The 19,525-nt window shown below is 42.3% G+C and carries 14 protein-coding genes and 1 other annotated feature; all 14 genes read left to right on the top strand.

All coding sequences use genetic code 11. The features are described 5' to 3' along the window. The first annotated feature begins 20 nt into the window (after window positions 1-20). Window positions 21-749 carry an NAD-dependent protein deacylase gene (locus tag NV379_RS15210; protein WP_258208177.1) on the top strand — a complete coding sequence of 243 codons (729 nt, stop codon included), beginning with the start codon at window positions 21-23 and terminating at the stop codon, window positions 747-749. Window positions 750-1,022: 273 nt separating this feature from the next. Further along, window positions 1,023-2,474 carry an esterase-like activity of phytase family protein gene (locus tag NV379_RS15205; protein ID WP_258208176.1) on the top strand — a complete coding sequence of 484 codons (1,452 nt, stop codon included), beginning with the start codon at window positions 1,023-1,025 and terminating at the stop codon, window positions 2,472-2,474. A 363-nt stretch (window positions 2,475-2,837) separates the two neighbouring features. After that, window positions 2,838-4,016 (top strand): efflux RND transporter periplasmic adaptor subunit, encoded by a 1,179-nt coding sequence (locus NV379_RS15200; RefSeq protein WP_258208175.1) that lies wholly within the window; start codon window positions 2,838-2,840, stop codon window positions 4,014-4,016. Window positions 4,017-4,041: 25 nt separating this feature from the next. Next, complete coding sequence (locus NV379_RS15195; RefSeq protein WP_258208174.1) at window positions 4,042-4,737, top strand: ABC transporter ATP-binding protein; 696 nt, start codon at window positions 4,042-4,044, stop codon at window positions 4,735-4,737. Further along, window positions 4,734-5,909 carry an ABC transporter permease gene (locus NV379_RS15190; RefSeq protein WP_258208173.1) on the top strand — a complete coding sequence of 392 codons (1,176 nt, stop codon included), beginning with the start codon at window positions 4,734-4,736 and terminating at the stop codon, window positions 5,907-5,909. Before NV379_RS15195 ends, NV379_RS15190 begins: the two co-directional genes overlap by 4 nt. 33 nt (window positions 5,910-5,942) lie before the next feature. Then, the gene (locus NV379_RS15185; protein WP_258208172.1) at window positions 5,943-8,054 is read left to right on the top strand and encodes a hypothetical protein; all 2,112 of its coding nucleotides are present in this window, start codon (window positions 5,943-5,945) and stop codon (window positions 8,052-8,054) included. Window positions 8,055-8,275: 221 nt separating this feature from the next. After that, window positions 8,276-8,977, top strand: a complete 702-nt coding sequence (gene sigK, locus NV379_RS15180; RefSeq protein ID WP_258208171.1) for an RNA polymerase sporulation sigma factor SigK — start codon at window positions 8,276-8,278, stop codon at window positions 8,975-8,977. Window positions 8,978-9,157: 180 nt separating this feature from the next. After that, the gene (locus NV379_RS15175; RefSeq protein ID WP_258208170.1) at window positions 9,158-11,479 is read left to right on the top strand and encodes a helix-turn-helix domain-containing protein; all 2,322 of its coding nucleotides are present in this window, start codon (window positions 9,158-9,160) and stop codon (window positions 11,477-11,479) included. A 174-nt stretch (window positions 11,480-11,653) separates the two neighbouring features. Next, a complete protein-coding gene (locus NV379_RS15170; RefSeq protein WP_258208169.1) occupies window positions 11,654-12,814 on the top strand; it encodes a M20 metallopeptidase family protein in 1,161 nt (386 codons plus the stop codon). A gap of 24 nt (window positions 12,815-12,838) precedes the next feature. Then, window positions 12,839-14,023 (top strand): MFS transporter, encoded by a 1,185-nt coding sequence (locus tag NV379_RS15165; protein ID WP_258208168.1) that lies wholly within the window; start codon window positions 12,839-12,841, stop codon window positions 14,021-14,023. A 16-nt stretch (window positions 14,024-14,039) separates the two neighbouring features. After that, entirely contained in the window at window positions 14,040-14,705 is a 666-nt protein-coding gene (sdaAB, locus tag NV379_RS15160) for an L-serine ammonia-lyase, iron-sulfur-dependent subunit beta (protein WP_258208167.1), read from the top strand. Between the two features lie 27 nt (window positions 14,706-14,732). Beyond that, the gene (gene sdaAA / locus NV379_RS15155; protein ID WP_258208166.1) at window positions 14,733-15,614 is read left to right on the top strand and encodes an L-serine ammonia-lyase, iron-sulfur-dependent, subunit alpha; all 882 of its coding nucleotides are present in this window, start codon (window positions 14,733-14,735) and stop codon (window positions 15,612-15,614) included. Window positions 15,615-15,788: 174 nt separating this feature from the next. Then, window positions 15,789-16,011: a binding site (T-box leader), on the top strand. An 89-nt stretch (window positions 16,012-16,100) separates the two neighbouring features. Beyond that, a complete protein-coding gene (tyrS, locus tag NV379_RS15150) occupies window positions 16,101-17,363 on the top strand; it encodes a tyrosine--tRNA ligase (RefSeq protein ID WP_258208385.1) in 1,263 nt (420 codons plus the stop codon). Window positions 17,364-18,104: 741 nt separating this feature from the next. After that, window positions 18,105-19,514: a tyrosine-tyramine antiporter gene (gene tyrP, locus NV379_RS15145; protein ID WP_258208165.1), complete on the top strand. Its 1,410-nt coding sequence runs from the start codon at window positions 18,105-18,107 to the stop codon at window positions 19,512-19,514. The last annotated feature ends 11 nt before the right edge of the window (window positions 19,515-19,525 follow it).

Below are 19,525 nucleotides of genomic sequence, written 5' to 3'. Positions count from 1 at the left end.
CAGTAATAGGGGGAGTTTACATGAGCGTATCGGAATTGAAGCAGATAATTGAGCAGAGCGAAAATATCGTCTTCTTCGGGGGAGCGGGAACGTCGACAGAGAGTGGGATTCCAGACTTTCGTTCGGCAGATGGCTTGTATAATACGAACACAGGTCACAACTATGCGCCAGAGGAAATCTTAAGTCGAGATTTTTTCATGGGACAGACGGACAAATTCTATGAATTTTATAAGGGGAAAATGTTGCATCCAAGCGCGCAGCCCAATCCAGCACATAAAGCGCTCGTCGAACTGGAGAAGCAAGGGAAGCTGAAAGCGATCATTACGCAAAATATTGATGGTCTGCACCAATTAGCAGGTAGTATGAATGTGCTAGAACTGCACGGAACTGTACATCGGAACTATTGTATGGATTGCAAGGCGTTCTATCCACTCGCGTTTATTGTAGATGATACACATGAAGTTCCGACTTGCACACAGTGTGGTGGTGTGGTGAAGCCGGATGTAGTGCTCTATCAAGAGAGTTTGGATATGGACTTACTGCAAAGAGCAGCGACCTACATTCAGCAAGCAGATGTGCTAATCGTAGCGGGGACTTCCTTAACGGTGCAACCAGCGGCAGGGCTTGTGAGGTACTATAGCGGTGATAAGTTTATCTTAATTAACAAGAGTACAACGCCAATGGATCGTCTGGCGAATTATGTGGTGAATGAGAGTATCGCGAAGGTACTTGGGGAGATTGTGGGGTAGAGGGGAGTCTAAGGACCCCCTTTTTTTCATGGAGAGAATCGTTATTATGAGAAGTCAGTAGCGAGTATTCCTAGGGTATGTATATAGTGAAACTTATTTTTATTAAAAATGTAGATGTCCATAAGTGTAAATGAAATTGCTTCTTTATCGGTATTTGGTTGCATAACTTATCTCATTTACAAAACCTTAAAATTAGATCCACGTAAATTTTACATACCGCAAATAATTCTCCTTTATGATCAATTTATAACATGAACATAAAGGAGTAAACACATGAATAAAAAATGGATGATAACGGCAGTAGCTGCGCTGACACTTACGAACGCGAGCATTGCAACTGCCGCAAATGTAGAGGGAACAACAAACGATTCGATTAAGTACACGAGTAACGGCCAATCCGTGACACCATCGACAACTGCAGTTAACTTAGATAGCAAGCTCTATCTGCCTCTTCGCTCCTTAAGTGAAGTAACAGGCAAATATGTGGATTGGGATGAGTTCCGTGGTAGTGTTGCTCTAACGGACAAGCCCGTCTTAACTGGCAAATATGAACTAAAGGCACCTGACCTAGCAAAAGGTATCAAAATGGGCGTCGGCTCCTCGTTGACGCATATTCCTGGCGACCCGGATAACGTCTTCTATTCCACAGCAGATCGTGGACCGAACGGACAGATTGATGTCGATGGCAAATCTCGCCGTACATTCCCGTTGCCAGACTATACGCCTTCCATCTATAAAATTAAAGTTGAAAACGGTGAAATCAAAATTCTTGAGGAAATCCCTCTTAAGGTAAATGGTATTAATCCGACGACTGGCAAATCGACGATCACAGGCTTGCCGAACATCGATGGTCGCGATGAAGTGCCATATGATGCGAAAGCAGAGAAGAAAATCAAGTATGATCCGTACGGATTGGATATCGAAGGGATCGCCTACAATGCTAAAGATGATACGTTCTGGATCTCGGATGAATACGGTCCATCCATCGTTCACGTGAAGCGTGACGGTACGATCATCGAACGCATCGTGCCGCAAGGCTGGGCATCACAAGTGAAGACGCCACTCGTTCCTGCGCGCGAAGTGTTGCCGGCTGTCTACAATAAGCTACGTCAGAATCGTGGAGCTGAATCCGTAGGTATTACGCCGGACGGCAAATATATGTTCATGGCGATGCAGAATGCACTTCGTAATCTGGACAAGACGATGGATAATTCCCATCAAGTTCGAATCATGAAGTTTGATCTTGCTACACTCAAACCAGTGGGGGAATTCGTCTACGTCTTGGAGGATGCTACGCCATTTAAGGGATTAGTACAAGGAGACATCGTGTTATCTGACATGGTAGCTATTAACGAGAACACGCTGCTAATCGACGAGCGCGACAAGTTCTCCGGTGATAAAGCGCAATTGAAACGTATTTTCGCGATAGATCTCTCGGATGCGACGAATGTTCTCGGCAAGTATGACGATGCGAAACAAGCGGGCAAGACACTTGAGCAAATGAGCATGCAAGAATTGAAGAAGAACGCAATCCTGCCAGTAGCGAAACGCACGGTACTAGATGCAGTAGAGTTCAAATACCCGTACGAGAAGATTGAAGGCGTGTCACTTGTTAACGGCAATACGCTTGTGATTATCAACGATAACGACTTCGGTATCGACAGCAATTTACCAACGAACGGTACGGAACTATGGACATTCAAGTTGCCTTATGCAATCAAATAATTGAGTAATGTGTAGACAGGCTATTTGCTTCTTGTAAGCAAATGGTCTGTTTTTTTGATCCTGACGCAAAACCTGGCTATAAATGTGCTTAAAAAGGTTATTTCTAACAGCTCCCCCGACTAAAGTCGAGGTTTGCGTACAGTCCTAGGGCTATGTTCAGTTAGGATGAGATAGGATACATTAACATTAGTATGTATTGGCATTGGTGGCAAATTTGTGAATAAGTGAAAATATTCGCATTGATTGTGGCTGTGCTTGAACGCAATAATACTTTTTTTATCCTTAAGGTTGGCCTAGAAAAATAGAGGCTTAAATGGTTACCTAGGCTTGCATGTATGTGGAGAAGGGGGACAAGTTAATTTTATGGAAAATGAAGGTCGTAGTAAAAAGAAGAAGTGGATACTGATATCGCTGGGGATTGCAGTTGTTTTAGCAGGGGCGGGTACGTGGTTCTTTCTCGCTAATTCCAGTCATGTGATGCCGATGGTTACGAACACTGCACAAGTAGAGCAAGGATCGATTCAAGTGAGTGTGGGTGGATCTGGTGCAATTGCATCTGCGGAGAAACAGAGTGTAAAAGCAGGTGACGGCGGTAAAATTCTAAGTTTCTCTGTTAAGCAAGGCGATCAAGTGAAAAAGGGGCAAGTGCTCGTTACATATGAAGCTAAAAATTTGAAAGATGAACTCAAGCAAGAAGAGTTGTCTTTATTAAAAAAAGAGATGGATTTGGAATCATCTCAACAAGCATTAAAGGAAAATACAGATGAGACCAAGATTGAAGAGATGAAAATTAACATCAAGAAGCAGATGCTAGAGATTGATCTATCGAAGAGTAAGATTCAATCTTTGCAGAATGATCAGAAGCCACCTGCACCTGTAGTTGCTCAAATTGATGGTGAACTTATTACACTTAATAACGTAGTCGGTGATACGGTTGCGGGCAGTGCGGCGATTGGTGAAATCGTGAACTACGGCAATTTAAAAATCGACATTGAAGTTGATGAGATGGATGTTCTTAAAGTCAAGGAAGGCATGGCTGCGCACATTACAGTGGATGCGTCACCAGGTAAGATTTTTAATGGAAAAGTGACGAAGATTGCAAGCGAGGGTACAGCTAAGAATGGAATTTCTGTATTCAAAATCACGCTTAGTGTAGATAGCAGCCAAGATGCAACCTCAATTAAAGCAGGAATGTCTGCTCGTGCGGTCGTAAAAATCGAAGAAAAGAATGATGTAATCATATTGCCTATTGAGGCTGTTCAGCAGATGGATGGTAAGAGTTTCGTTAAGGTAGAGGAAGTAGCCCCAGCTACTGATGGCGCGAAACCAGCTAAAGACAAGAAACCAACAGGAGCGCCAGCATCCGCAATGCGGGAAGTACAAGTCGGTATTCAGAATGAGAGCTTCATTGAAATTGTGAGTGGACTTCAAGTTGGTGAGAAAGTTGTTCTGCCGAATATGACACCAGGTGGGCCTGGAAATTTCGGTGAAATGATGGATGCGCCAGCAGGTGAAGCCGTTGTCGTAACTCATGGTGGGTGAGATGGAGCTAAAGGAGAGTAATAGGATGGTGGATAAACCTCTCATTGAGATTAAAGATTTAGTCAAAACATACGTTATGGCAGGGGAAAAAGTCCCTATTCTTAAAGGCATCACGTTCTCAATTGCACAAGGGGAGTTTGTTGCGATTGTTGGGCCATCGGGTTCCGGTAAATCGACGCTGATGAACATGATCGGTTGCTTGGATGTCCCAAGCTCTGGCAGTTACCTTCTGGATGGTAAAGAAGTTAGTGGGATGTCGGAGAATAAGCAAGCGCAAGTTCGCAATGAAAAGATCGGGTTTATTTTCCAAAGCTTTAACTTATTAACAAAGTTGACGGCACTTGAGAATGTAGAATTACCACTGATCTATCGTGGAATGTCGTTAAAAGAACGTACAGCACAAGCGACACAAGCATTAGTAAATGTAGGTCTTGGTGAACGTACAGGTCATAGACCGATGCAGTTATCAGGTGGACAACAGCAGCGTGTAGCCATTGCTAGAGCACTTGCGGGTAACCCTCCAATTCTACTTGCGGATGAACCGACAGGAGCACTAGATTCGAAGACGGGTAAGGAAATTATGGAGATGATGCACGAGCTACATGCCAAAGGTCATACGATTATTATCATTACCCATGACCTTGAAATTGCAGAGCAGGCGAACCGTGTCATTCGCATTCAAGACGGTTTAATTACAGAGGATCGGGGTGCTGCTTCATGATTCTAATGCAGGCACTCAAGATGGCTTGGAAAAGTATGATCAGTAACAAACTCCGCTCGTTCTTAACAATTCTAGGAATGATTATTGGGGTATTCTCTGTTATTGCACTCGTTTCTCTTGGAAAAGGATTAGGGAACAATATCCAAGATCAAATGGGTGATATGGGTATCTTAAAATTGTATGTGAACATTACTGGCCGAGGAACGAATGCATCGCTTAGTGTTGAGGATACAATGGCGCTTAAGAAAAAGGAAAACGTAGCTGCTATTTCTCCAACTATTAGTGGGAGTGTAAAAGCGAAGAGTGGAAATAAAAACAAGGAAGTACCTATAGAAGGTGTCGTGCCGGATTATGAGACGGTGGAAAACTTCCATGTGCAGAAAGGTCGATTTATTGTTCAAGCGGACGTTAATAATCGAACGAAGGTAGCACTAATTGGTACAGAGACAGCGACGAATTTATTCGGTTTAGCTGATCCTATGGGTAAAGAAGTTATTCTTAATGGAATTGCTTTTCGTATTGTGGGCGTACTTGAGTCTAAAGGAACCAGCTTCATGGGCTCTCAAGATAACAAGCTCATGATCCCGATTTCAACGGCAGGGCGGCTTCTTGCAAATCCAGGTATAAATAGCTTTGTTGTGAAAGTAAATGCGGCTGAGAACATCGATGGGGTGATGGCAAGTTTACGTAAGGACTTACTTAAGCGATTCAAGACTCCAACAGGTGATGGCTTCCATATTTACAATCAACAAGAATTCTTGGAGCAGAACGAGAGCATGATGGCGACGATGACGGCTGTGCTTGGTGGTATTGCAGGTATTTCCTTGCTTGTTGGCGGTATCGGAATTATGAATATCATGCTCGTATCCGTAAGTGAGCGCACAAGAGAAATTGGAGTTCGTAAGGCGCTAGGTGCGAAGAAGCGGGATATTCTGCTGCAGTTCTTAATCGAATCGGTGTTATTAGGTGCAACTGGGGGACTCATTGGCGTAGTAATCGGAATTGGAATTGCTCTTGGACTTGGACAAGCATTCAATCTACGAGTTCCAATTTCACTTGGAGTTATTAGTTTCGCGTTCTCCTTCTCATTAGTAATCGGTGTAGTCTTCGGATTATTCCCAGCGAATAAGGCAGCGAAATTACGTCCAATTGATGCACTGCGTGTAGATTGAGTATAATAAGAACATGAAATAGAGGAGGTCTATATGAAGAAACCATTATCAATGAAAATTATGAGCGCAACATTAGGCATCACACTTGCCATGGGTGGTGTTGCTCCTTATGCGTATGCTGCTGAGGCGACGGAGACAGTGGGAGTCGCACCTGTTCAAGTCTTGGAAGTAGCTAAAGGTGTTCAAGTTGAAGTGAAACAAGTGCAGAGTTTAGTTGAGCAAGGCAATAGCGTTCTATCGTTCGTTGTGTCCGTATCCAATAACAGTGACAAAGTTGTGGATTGGGCAGGCTACCGTGTTCGTACGACTACAACTTCAGGACAAGCGATCATTGCACAGCAAAATACAGTGAATAAAGACAAAAATAAAATCCAGCCCAGCCTAACACGGAATATTAGTTATTCTGTAAAGGTGAACGGTGTTGTTAAACCTCAAGATATGAAACTGGAGTTCATCCAGTGGGACTTTAGCAAACCGAACTTTGAGAACCCTGTAGGGGAAATTACAATTGATGATACGATGTTGGCCAAAATAGATTCCGGCGAATCAAGCCCCATTCAGAATAATGAGTTGGGTTTAATTGCAGCTCTTACGAAATTCAATCGCACAGCCAATGAGAAGTATTACAGCCCATCCGTTACAATTGAGATGAAGAATTTGGGATCTGAAAGTGTTGAGATACCAGATTATAAGTACAGCATTCGTACAGCTGATGGTACTTTGTATCCACTGGATCGTAAGGAAGAGAAAGCAGCGGTACTTCGAGCTAAAGACAGCAAGAGCTACGTCCTAACTGGGAAGATTCCAGTGTCCAATAGCTCAGACAATTGGGAGCTGGTGATGACACAGAATGTGACCGAATTAAAGCGTAATATTCCGGTTTTAACGTTCATTCTTCCTGAAGTTGTACAAGCCGAAACCTCGAAAGTCAAGACGAAGGTTGATCTGAACAGTGAGAAGGGTCATTATCAAGCACAGTTAAATGAAGTGTATCGTCTACCATGGGAGGGTGATGATGTCGTAACAGCAGAAATACTTCTTACGAATGAAGATGTGAAGTCATTGTCCATTCCTGATCTAACAGGTTACTTGGTACTCGACGACGCGTTTGAGATTAAGGCGAATGTGATTAACACGTCCAAAGCAATTGGTCTAGCACCAAAAGAAACTGTGAAGCTGCAAGTTGTGGGTAAAATTCCATATACAACGGATTATAAGTCTTTGAAGCTTGTTTTACAGGAAAAAGGCAGCAATGAGGAAGTTGCGGATCTAGTTGACTTCACAGTGACGAACCCAACGCAATCTTATGCTATATATCGCCCAGGCGACCGTTATACGAACGATCAACCAGGACGCAAGTCGAAGTACGAACTACTTGAGACTAAAGTTTATCAAGGTGCGACACGTAACGTGGTAATGGCTCGATTCGAAGTTGAGAATTATGAGAAGCGTCATGTGAATATTTCCAATCTAGTCGGTAACTTTATGACAACGGATGGTGGATTATATCCTGCACAAGCAGCTCAAATTTCGAACAAGCTTAGTCCTAACAATAAAGCAATTCTTGAATTCTGGAGCTATGTTCCAACCAACTTTAGCTCATCTTCTGCTTACTTACTAGTGGGTGATGGTGTGACAGCAGGCAAGCTAACAGAAGCGAAGGAAACACCAGACGGATTTATTAATCCCGTAGCATTCTGGCTTCCTGATGAGAAGACGAAGAAGCCAGGATCTATTCAAAATGTTACCGTTAATCCATTTACGCTTACTTTTAAAAATGTAAAAACAACTTCCATGCCAAAGTCAGACAGCATTCAAGTGAACATCAATTATGATCTTATCCAGGATAACTCCGCAGAGACGAATCCAGAAGGCCATAAGCTTATTCTTGAATTGAAGTTACCTGAGGGTGGAGGAACAGTAGAGCGCGTGTTTAATCTTAAAGATTTAGAGATGGGTAGTGGAGACTCCAACAATCTGAAGATCGGTAAGAATCAGAAGCTTGATCTGTCCTTTAATATAAGTGGTGCATCCAATAGTGTAACGAGTACATTGATCATGAACTTGTATGATGAGTTCCAAGGTCAGCGTAAGCTTATTGGCACACAGGCTGGTTTATGGGAAACAACGAAGAATGAATGGTAAGTAAGATTAACCGTTAGCAATGCCTATTAAGGTCATCGAGTATTTCTCGGTGGCCTTTTCTTTATATTTGATCAAACCATTTGCTCTGTAGCACAAATGGCTGGTTAGATAGTGCGCGATCCTTTTTATCGGGTACATGCACACATAGGCTTTCGCCCACATAGAATGTAAAGTGCTCAATCAGACGGATCAAGACGATGCACATCTTAGGAGGTGGAGTGGTGCCTGGATTGTTCGCAGCGATAGCGCTGTTCATTAAGCAGCTGACCTTACTCGTGTCTTATGTTAAGAATAATGCTTTCCCCCAACCTCTACATGAAGAGGAGGAGACGAAACACCTCCAACTTATGGCAGAAGGTAATCAGCGATCACGGAATTTGCTGATCGAACATAATCTTCGCTTAGTCGCTCACATCGTTAAGAAATTCGACAACACTGGCGAAGACCTTGAAGACCTTATCTCCATCGGAACGATTGGTTTAATCAAGGCTATTGAGAGCTTTCAGACTGGAAAAGGGACGAAGCTTGCGACGTTTGCAGCGCGCTGTATTGAGAATGAGATCCTCATGCATCTGCGTTCGCTCAAAAAAACACGTAAAGATGTCTCGCTCCATGACCCTATAGGGACGGATAAAGAGGGTAACGAAATTACTCTCATAGATATCCTTGGCACAGAACCAGATGATGTCATTGATAAAGTGCAGCTTAAAATCGAGAAGAGTAAAATATATCGTAATCTAGATATTCTAGATGAGCGTGAGCAAGAGGTTATTCGTGGACGATTTGGATTGGAACATGGCGGAGATGAGCGGACACAAAGGGAAATTGCGAAGGATTTGGGTATTTCGAGGTCATATGTATCTCGGATTGAGAAACGGGCGCTGATGAAGCTGTACCATGAGTTTTACAAGGTGAAGCGTTAGGGTTAATAGTTAGTAGGCAATCCGATGAAATAGTATATTGTTATAAATCATATAAGCCAGAACTCCAAACAAGGAGGACTGGTTTATTTTGGTTGTTATAAATTTTGTGTTCTATTGTATAGTTACATGTCAAAAGCTATGGTATGTTTTGATAAAATTTAAATGATGGAGTGGTGAACGATGCGTAAAGAACAGACTTCCATGTGTAATCTTTCACTCATCCGTGTCAAGAATATGAAACCAGCAGTCATAGATGGATTGCGAGTGGTCCTCGTACTAAAGGGTAAGGTCCAAGTCTTTGTAGATCGTATGGAATATTCGTTCGTCGATGATGATATGATCATCCTTAATCCGTATGAGACATTGCGCATTGAAAGTACGGGTCCGAATCTCATTCTAATGCTAACGATATCGCGCAAACATATGGAGAGTTGTATGGACGAACCATGGCACGCTAGGTATGCCTGTAATTCAGCAACGATAGATTCAAGTGATGAACGACTAACTGAACTTCGAACTACATTAACCTACTTCATGCTTGCGTACTACCGTCATTTGGATTCCAATCCATTTGAGATCAGGAAGCATTTATTTGAAGTGTTGAGTGTATTGACGAAGTATTTTATTAAAGAAGTGTCGATTGATTCGACAGATACTAAATTCATTCAGAATGAGCGAATCCATCACATTTTACAATATGTCGATCAGCACTATCGCACACCACTTTCTCTTGAGCAAATCGCAAGTGAGTCGTACATTTCACTATTTCACTTATCTCGCTTGTTTAAGAAAACGATGGGGAAGACGTTCACGCAGCATGTGAATGAAGTCCGACTGGAGAAGGCAGTACTTGAATTAACAAGCTCTAGTGAATCCATTCTCAAGCTTGCACTTCATCATGGATTTGCCAACATTAAGATATTCAACAAAAGTTTCAGAGCGTGTTATGGAATGACGCCAAGCGAGTATCGTACGAAACAAAATTCTAGTGTAAATCATGCTACCCAGAGTCGATCAACAACTGATACAGACTCCTATGAGGTCATACATGCAGAACTTGCTCTTCAAGAACTGTCTCGTTATATGGTTGAAAAAGAGATGGACGATGACCAGATCAACATTCAGGAAACGCGGCAATTTACAGTGCCTAGGGTGCATAGTGAACATAAGGATCATTTGAAGTTGAAAAAGCCTGCTCGATTAATCCAAGTGGGTTCTTACCACAATTTATTAGCGCATGAAGTTCGCGAGCAGCTTCGAATTGTAGCTAAAGAGCTTCAGATGGCGTATGTATGTTTCGAAGGGTTTCATCCGGGACTTGATGTGGGTAGGCATGGCATGATGATGTCAGCCAATCTGTACAACAATGAAATCTTCGATTTCTTGCAAGAGATTAAGCTGAAGCCTTTTATCCAACTGAATTCGAATATACAAGTAGAAGCCATTATTACGATACTGACGTATTGGATCAATCGTTACGGCATAAATGACGTTTTGCAGTGGCGTTTTGAATTGGTTAAGTACCCAGCCATGAAAGACTCCATTTTCCTTGAATGGTATCGTGCATTATATCAAGCCATGATGAAATTGCACCCCGAACTTCGAATAGGTGTGTATGCGATGTCCTATTATCAAGCCTGTCATTTAAAAGGATTTAAGAAGTTCCTGTACGAAGTCGATCAATCCCAGCAGTTACCCAGCTTTATTACAATAAATGCGGATCCCATGGGGGGGACTTTGTGTGAGGAAGAGACAATCGAACCGTTAATGCGCGCTAAGTATATCCCAATTGAGATGTTACAGCAGCTTCAATCCCTCTATCTAGAAATGAATGTCGAGCTGCCAGATATGATATTGCGAGATTGGAATACCCTTGCTGGCCAAGGAGAGATGAGCGGTTCTTTCTTTAGGGCGGCACTTATTATTGACGCTTTGACGACGTACTCGAATCATTTTCAAGGAATCGGATATTGGTTAGATATTAAAGTCAAAGACAGCGTGACGGAGCATAAAGGCTTCAGCTGCTTGTCTTTATTTATGTACGGGGAACTTAAACGTCCGCTTTATTTTGTCTTACAATTGATGGATCGACTCGCAAGCGATATTTTGCTAACAGAAGAAGGGGTATTAATTACAAGAGAAGAGGACAAGTTATATGTTCTCGTCTATAACACGTGCTATTCGGACCCCATTCATTCGATTGATCAGTTCTTAACACGTTCGCAGAATAAACAACTGCATCTTGTTATAGAGGGGCTTGAATCTCGAACCTATCTCATGAAAGAGTATTTGCTGGATAAGGATCATGGTGGGATTTATAACGAATGGTTAAAAGTCGGCTCGCCTGTTGATATAGATGCTGAATGTGCGGATTATTTAACTCGCAAAATTGTTCCTGCCATGTATATGAAGCGGCAATATGTTCAAGATACGTTAAAACTAACGTCTAATTTAACGATCAATTCCTGCAAACTTTATATCGTGGAGCCCGAGTATTCATAGATTGACCCGCATAGCAATTATGTAGGCGTTATTTTTGCTTATGAAAAATAAAAAAGCACAACATGTGCAAATTTACCCCTTTTTACAGCAAATGAAGGCATGTGAAAAAAGGGGTATTTTTATACAATCAATTGTGTAAGCGTTACCAAATACGAATCAATGGAGGAAACAACGATGAATTGGAGAGAACAACTATCTATTGAGGAAGTTATCGCTTGGCGTAGACACATGCACCAGCATCCAGAGCTTTCATTCGAAGAAGTAGAAACAGCTAATTATATTTATAACGTGCTAAGCACTTTTCCTAACTTAGAATTAAGCCGTCCAACGACGAATAGTGTCATTGCGACATTGAAGGGATCAGCTCCTGGTAAGACGATTGCGCTTCGCGGGGATATTGATGCTCTGCCGATTATGGAGGAATCTGATGTTAAGTTCCCGTCCCTTAATCCGGGTGTGATGCATGCTTGCGGTCATGATACACATGCGGCGATGCTGCTAGGTGCAGCGAAGGTTCTGTCTGGAATGAAAGAGCAGCTGAAGGGGACGATTAAGTTTATTTTCCAACCGGCAGAAGAAGTTCCACCAGGTGGTGCAAAGGCGATCGTAGAAGCGGGCGTCTTAGATGATGTGGAGTATGTGTTTGGTATTCACATTTTCCCGAAATTAGAGGTTGGATATATTGGCACGAATGTTGGAGCGATAACGGCTGGACAGGATATCTTTGAACTCAAGATTCAGGGTAAAGGCTCGCATGGATCAACACCAGAGCTATCCATTGACCCAATTACAATTGGTTGTGAAGTGGTATCCAACTTGAACAATATTGTATCCAGACATGTGGGTGCATTAGATAATGCGGTGTTGTCGATTGGACAATTCACAGCGGGTGAGGTGTTCAACGTCATTCCAGATTCCGCAACGATTAAAGGAACCGTGCGAACCACGAATCCAGAAACACGCAAGCTAATGAAGAAACGTATTCATGAAGTCATCGACCATCTTGTACATGCGTATAACGGAACGTATGAATTGAACTATATGGATGGCTATAGTGCAGTCATCAACAATGAAGAGGTAATTGAGATTGTTCGTGGAGCAGCGAAGACGATTGTTGGTGACAAGCAATTTGTTAATCCAAAAATGATGGGAAGCGAAGATTTCTCTGCATACAGTGATGTCTGCAAAGGTGCGTTCTATGTACTAGGCGGCGGTACAGAGGAAGAGGGATGCGGTTATATGAATCATCATCCGAAATTTAAGATCAATGAAGATGCGCTTGCTATCGGTGTGCAGATGCATACGCAGATTGCGCTAGATGTACTTGGGAAGTAGTGCTTAACATCAGGAGGTTTACACATGACAACTAATAAAACACCGATGATGTTAATCGTCGCTCTCATGATCGGTTATTCCATGATCTATATGGATAAACAAATGATCTCGACTGCGATTATCCCATTGGCTCAAGAACTTGAATTAACGAAAGCGCAATCTGGACTCATCATGAGTTTATTCTTCTTGGGATATTCCTTGATGCAAATTCCAAGCGGCTGGCTTGCAGATAAAATTGGAGCGAAGAAAGTATTACTCGCATCCCTTGGTTTGGTTGCCGTATTCTCCGTCCTATTCGGATTTGGCGCAAGTTTAATGGTGTTTGTGGTGATCCGTTTCTTTGCTGGAATTGGTCATGCAGGTTATCCGCCAAGCTGTTCCAAGACAATCGCAGACAATTTCCCTCGTGAAAAAAGAACGTTCGCACAAGCGCTTATGCTTGCAACATCAGGGATTGGTGGAATTCTAGCCTTTACACTGGGTGCACAATTAATTGCTTCGAACTGGCATAACGCTTATTATGTACTCGGTGCATTGTTCGCTGTCGCATTCGTTCTAGTATGGATCTTCGTACCGAATAATTATCAGACTCCTGCCCAGCAGAATAAGAGTCAAGCGCCGAAGATGAAGTTTACTGAAATCATCACGAATCGCAATGTGCTCACATTATTCGTAGCGATGCTGCTTCTTAACTTCTTGTTATATGGGAATATGTCTTGGTTGCCATCGTATCTGCAAACGAAATTCGGCATTGAGATTGGACAAGTGGGTATCATCCTAGCGATCAATGCAGTCTGTACGACAGTGGCGACTTTAATTGTGGGCAGCTTGCTCTCCAAGTTATTCCTTGGCAAAGAAAAGATGTTCACGATCGTGACAGCGGTTATCGTTTCGGTGCTTATGATTGTATTCGTGATGTCATCCAATCTAATTTTCTCAACAATCATCCTGTTCTGTATCAGCATGGTTTCGATTGGAACATTCATCTCGATCTTCACATGGCCGCACAAACTTTTCGATCAGAGCATTATTGGTTCTTCCATTGGAATCATTAACACAGGTGGTACGATTGGTGGTTTCTTAGCTCCAATGGTTCTAGGTTACTTGATCGACCAAGCGGGAGGCTCTTTTGGATCTGCCTTTACATTCATGGCAATTGCAGGTCTCATGTGTGGTGTGACGACATTAATGATTAGAAAACAAGCTTAAGCTTAGGAGCATGACGATGAAATACCGAACAGTGTTTGATATTATTGGGCCCATTATGGTGGGCCCTTCTAGTTCGCATACGGCAGGAGCAGCGAGGATCGGCCGAATTGCTCGAAGCATTTTTGGAAAACAGCCAGAGTGGGTTGAGTTATCACTGTATGGTTCTTTTGCAGAGACATACAAAGGACATGCGACAGATGTAGCCCTTATTGCGGGTGTTCTTGATTTTGATACGAATGATCCTAGACTGCCAGAATCGCCAAAGTATGCAAAAGAAGCAGGTATAGAGGTTGTGATCAAGACAGAAGGAGCTGTTCTTGAACATCCGAACACGGCTAAGATTCGATTACAATCAGGTTCGGAAGAACTTGAGGTTGTTGGAATTTCGATTGGTGGCGGGAAGGTGGAGATTACAGAGCTTAATGGCTTCGATCTACAATTGTCTGGGACGAGTCCTGCGATTCTGATCGTGAATCATGACCGTTATGGCGTCGTTGCAGGTGTGACGAGTCTGCTCAATCAAGAGCGGGTGAATATCGGTAATATGAAAGTGTCTCGGAAGGAAAAAGGTAAGATGGCGCTAATGGTCATTGAGACGGATGAACAAATTCCAATGTCATTAATTAAGCAAATCCGTGGACTAGAAGGCGTTGATCAGGTTCTATCAATGGACGATTATTAAGTTGCATAAATGTAAGGGGGGCACTTCATGTTTCGTCATGCAGCAGAGTTGGTACAAATTGCAGAAGAGCGCTCTTGCTCGATAGCAGATGTAATGATTGAACAAGAAATGCATGTAACGGGGAGAACCCGTGAACAAGTCGTAGAGCTTATGGGGCGTAACCTTGATGTGATGGAAGCGGCTGTTAAACGTGGGCTTGAAGGTGTGAAGTCACACTCGGGATTAACAGGTGGAGATGCTGTTAAGTTGCACCAATATATCAATAGTGGGCAGGGAATCAGTGATTATACCATTCTAGATGCAGTCAGTAAGGCAGTTGCAACGAATGAAGTGAATGCGGCAATGGGGCTGATCTGTGCGACGCCGACAGCGGGTTCGGCAGGGGTTGTTCCAGGCGTACTCTTCGCTGTACGGGATAAGCTGGATCCAACAAGGGAGCAGATGATCGAGTATCTCTTCACAGCAGGTGCATTCGGCATGGTTGTCGCGAACAACGCTTCGATTAGTGGTGCAGCCGGAGGTTGCCAAGCGGAAGTAGGTTCCGCAGCAGGGATGGCGGCAGCAGCAGTTGTTGCATTGGCCGGGGGAACGCCGCAGCAATCAGCTACAGCAATGGCAATTGCGCTGAAGAATTTACTTGGCCTTGTCTGTGATCCCGTAGCTGGTCTAGTCGAAGTGCCCTGCGTCAAGCGTAACGCGATGGGTGCTGCGGTTGCCATGGTAGGTGCAGATATGGCACTAGCAGGCATTACTAGCACAATTCCATGTGATGAGGTCATTGAGGCGATGTTTAGAATTGGTCAATCCATGCCTGCTTCCTTGCGCGAAACAGCACTTGGCGGTTTAGCTGCAACGCCGACGGGTAAGCGACTGCAAGAGCAAATTTTTGGTAAGGTAGAGCGTGTATAACCATAGATACGATTACAATAATAAGTGCACCTATTAGGAAGTAGATAATAGGTGCTCTTTTCCATAAGCAAAATTTTAGATTTCAGGTGTTTTTTCGTGTATTCACAATAATGTATAATAATGGTAGTTGACAAGCGGTGAGATTGGGACTAATATTGCTGTAATCTAATATTGGATAACACGATGAAAGAGCGAAGTAGCGATATTGTCACTGTCTCAGAAAGCCAGGGGTTGATGCGACCTGGTACACACAATACAAGCGAATTACACTCTGGAGTAACTTAAGGTAGCTTAAGCGGAATGGCAATCGATATCGTTGCTAAGAGTGGTATTACTAGTGGCTGCAGCGCTAGTGATGCAATTTGGGTGGTAACACGGTTAATCAATCGTCCCTATGTCTATTAAAGACAAGGAGACGGTTTTTTTGTTTTTCTAGGACAAATTTATAATTCTTATACCAATACACCAAGGAGCTGAACTGCAATGATGAATATTATCGATGAATTGGAATGGCGCGGGGCTATCAATCAACAAACAGATGCTGAAGGATTGCAAAAACTGACAAATGAGAAGTCGATATCATTGTACTGTGGCGTTGATCCAACAGGTGATAGTATGCATATTGGTCACTTGATTCCATTTATGATGCTCAAACGTTTTCAGATGGCGGGACATCGTCCGGTTATTCTAATCGGTGGAGCAACAGGTACAATTGGTGATCCAAGTGGTCGGACTTCCGAACGTACACTTCAAACAATGGAACAAGTACAAGATAATGTTGACGCGCTCACAGCGCAAATGAAGAAATTGTTCCTAAACGAAGGCGAGACAGGTCTTCGAATGGTAAATAACTACGATTGGACACATAACTTAACAATTCTTGATTTCCTTCGGGACTTTGGTAAAAACTTTAGCGTCAACACGATGTTAGCCAAAGATATAGTAGCAAGTCGACTTGACTCAGGTATTTCCTTTACTGAATTCTCGTACCAAATTTTGCAGTCGATGGACTTCCATCATCTGTTCAAGAATGAAGATGTACAGCTCCAAATCGGTGGCGCGGATCAATGGGGGAACATTACAAGCGGTCTTGACCTGATTCGTAAGAAGGAAGGTTCAGAAGCGAAAGCCTTTGGTTTAACGATTCCACTTATGCTTAAAGCAGATGGGACGAAGTTTGGTAAGACAGCTGGTGGTGCAATCTGGCTTGATCCGAACAAAACAACACCTTTTGAGTTCTTCCAGTTCTGGGCAAACACCGATGACCGCGATGTCATTAGATACTTGAAATTTTTCACGTTCCTGACAAAAGAACAAATTGATGAGCTTGAAATGAAGGTGCAGACAGAGCCGCACAAACGCGAAGCACAGCGTGTGCTTGCTGAAGAAATGACAAAGTTTGTGCATAGTGAAGAAGCGCTGGAACAAGCGAAGAAGATCTCTGCTTCCTTATTTAGTGGAGATATCAAGTCACTTACCGCAGATGAGATCGAACAAGGTTTCAAAGATATGCCGACGTTCCATGCGTCAAAAGAAACCAAGAATATTATCGACTGGCTCGTTGACCTTGGCATTGAGCCTTCCAAGCGACAAGCCCGTGAAGATATTACGAATGGAGCCATTACTCTTAATGGTGAGAAAGTGACGGACGTGAATATGGATGTAACTGCTCAGAATTCTTTTGAGGAAAAATTCATGATCGTTCGTAAAGGGAAGAAGAACTACAGCTTAGTCAAACTTAGTGAGTAGATAGTGAATAGATATATCGAAAGAATAGCTGTTTAACAGCTATTCTTTTTTTTGTTCCCTGTAAAAGTGTCATTTATACGAATTTTTTTGCTGGTAAATTAACACAAATACACACTTTAGAACTTTACATCTGCAAGAACTTACATATTGAAGAGAATGGAAGAAATGATTGTATTATCTAGTTTTGCAAAGTTGATATAACCCCTTTAACAGATAGAACGCTTGAACACAGATGCATAAGTATTCTTTTTCACATACTCCTTAAAGATTAGAATTTCATTAGAAAATCCCTCTAAATGTTTTATCTCGCACAAATAATAGGCAACCTAAGCCTTATCAGTAAAACGTTTAGTTGTAAAGTTTATATATTCATTTTTATTAATATTTATGCATTGTTTTAGTAGATATTCGCTTTTATCCATAAAAGCATGAATCGTTTAAAGAATTCCACGGTGAAGTAATGAAAGCATGAATGTAGGCTTCAAACAATTACTGGAAAATAACCACAAACCCCTGTTACCATTGGTGTTTATGTAATTGACAGATCAAAATAATCAGGAGCATACTGGGGGTGAAGTTAATCGGTTAACATCAAACATTGCCAATCTTTGAAGTGGTCTCGTCATTTCGATTCCATTTCCTTCTACCGAAACTTATTCATTGATTATTCATTGTTAGTGATTTTGGATTAGGTAGACTGGGCACCTCATTGAAAACTGAATAGAAAGAAGGATCGATTTTATGGCCAACTCAAAAAAATTGACGCTATTTGGGCTAATTGGTATTACGATGGCGTTCTTCGGTACCGTACGTAGTGTACCGACGTTATCCATCACCGGTTGGACGCAGATCTTCTATATGATGGTTGCGGCAATATTATTTGCTCTTCCGATCGCATTGATGTCTGCAGAGTTGTCAACGGGATTTCCTGAAGAAGGCGGACCGCAAGTTTGGGTAAAGAAAGCACTTGGTGAGAAGTGGGGTTTCGTAACATCGTGGCTGTTATGGGTCCAAATGTTTTTCGGGATGGTAATGGTCGCTTCGACTGTTGGGATACTTTTCGGATACGTCATTGATAAACCGAATTTATCTTCGAACAACTTATTCATCTTTGCAGTTATCCTTATCTCCTATTGGGGCGTTACTTTGCTAAACCTCAAGTTCGATATGGTCAAGATTGCGGGTAACTGGGGGGCAATTATTGGGGTTTATATTCCCTTTGTCATTCTGGTTGTACTCGGTGTCAGTTACATGATCAAGAATGGCATTCAGCCAAACAGTTACTTGGGCGACTTCAAACCTGGCGATCTACTGCCAAACCTTAGCGATTTGGGTAGCTTAGCTTACTTGTCGGGTATCATTTTTATCTTCGCGGGGGTTGAGATTTCATCGGTTCATGCGAACAATATTGACAACCCGAAACGCAATTATCCAATTGCTGTTATTGCATCTGTTATTTTACTTGTTATTTTCAACTTAATTGCCGGGTTAACCGTTTCTAATGCTGTACCTAGTGGTGCACTCGAGCTCGCAAACATTACACAGCCTTATATGATTTTCTGTGAAGACTTAGGAATTCCGACTATTTTTGTGAATATTATTTCGGCCATGATCTTAATTGGTGTATTGGTACAGCTAAGTGCATGGGTACTTGGTCCAAGTAAATCGATGATCAAGGTAGCAGATGAAGGGAACTTACCTCCTTTTTTCCAAAAACGTACAAGTAAAAACATTCCGATTACGTTCGTCTTAATTCAGGCTATCGTCATCTCGCTCGTATCTGTTCTATATATTGTTGTTCCAAACGTGAATACAGCTTTCTTAATTATTACGATAACAACAACCATTCTTTATTGTTTGGTATACGCGATGATCGCCATTTCTGCGATTCGCCTTCGTTACAAAATGCCTGAGACTGAAAGACCATTCCGATTGGGCAACAAAGGTAATGGCCTAATGTGGTTTGTTTCTATACTTTCTTTAGTCAGTGTAGGGATAACTATTGTTGTTAGCTTGATTCCGCCATCCATTCTGGAACCAAGTCAATCTAAAGGTTATGTCATTTATCAAATTGGAGCTACGATCGTCATGGTAGGTATTGCTCTAATTATTAATAAAATGAAAAAGCCAAGCTGGAAAAAAACAGCTTAACTTATTTATAA

This window comes from Paenibacillus radicibacter, assembly GCF_024721995.1.
Lineage (GTDB): Bacteria > Bacillota > Bacilli > Paenibacillales > NBRC-103111 > Paenibacillus_AM > Paenibacillus_AM radicibacter.
Note: the sequence above shows the minus strand (reverse complement) of the source record. Positions and strands in the feature narration are given on the sequence as shown.

Bases quoted from the DNA above. Each gene is read 5' to 3' on its own strand.
- NV379_RS15210 (WP_258208177.1), top strand. From the start codon at position 21: ATGAGCGTATCGGAATTGAAGCAGATAATTGAGCAGAGCGAAAATATC.
- NV379_RS15205 (WP_258208176.1), top strand. From the start codon at position 1,023: ATGAATAAAAAATGGATGATAACGGCAGTAGCTGCGCTGACACTTACG.
- NV379_RS15200 (WP_258208175.1), top strand. From the start codon at position 2,838: ATGGAAAATGAAGGTCGTAGTAAAAAGAAGAAGTGGATACTGATATCG.
- NV379_RS15195 (WP_258208174.1), top strand. From the start codon at position 4,042: ATGGTGGATAAACCTCTCATTGAGATTAAAGATTTAGTCAAAACATAC.
- NV379_RS15190 (WP_258208173.1), top strand. From the start codon at position 4,734: ATGATTCTAATGCAGGCACTCAAGATGGCTTGGAAAAGTATGATCAGT.
- NV379_RS15185 (WP_258208172.1), top strand. From the start codon at position 5,943: ATGAAGAAACCATTATCAATGAAAATTATGAGCGCAACATTAGGCATC.
- NV379_RS15175 (WP_258208170.1), top strand. From the start codon at position 9,158: ATGCGTAAAGAACAGACTTCCATGTGTAATCTTTCACTCATCCGTGTC.
- NV379_RS15170 (WP_258208169.1), top strand. From the start codon at position 11,654: ATGAATTGGAGAGAACAACTATCTATTGAGGAAGTTATCGCTTGGCGT.
- NV379_RS15165 (WP_258208168.1), top strand. From the start codon at position 12,839: ATGACAACTAATAAAACACCGATGATGTTAATCGTCGCTCTCATGATC.
- sdaAB (WP_258208167.1), top strand. From the start codon at position 14,040: ATGAAATACCGAACAGTGTTTGATATTATTGGGCCCATTATGGTGGGC.
- sdaAA (WP_258208166.1), top strand. From the start codon at position 14,733: ATGTTTCGTCATGCAGCAGAGTTGGTACAAATTGCAGAAGAGCGCTCT.
- tyrS (WP_258208385.1), top strand. From the start codon at position 16,101: ATGAATATTATCGATGAATTGGAATGGCGCGGGGCTATCAATCAACAA.
- tyrP (WP_258208165.1), top strand. From the start codon at position 18,105: ATGGCCAACTCAAAAAAATTGACGCTATTTGGGCTAATTGGTATTACG.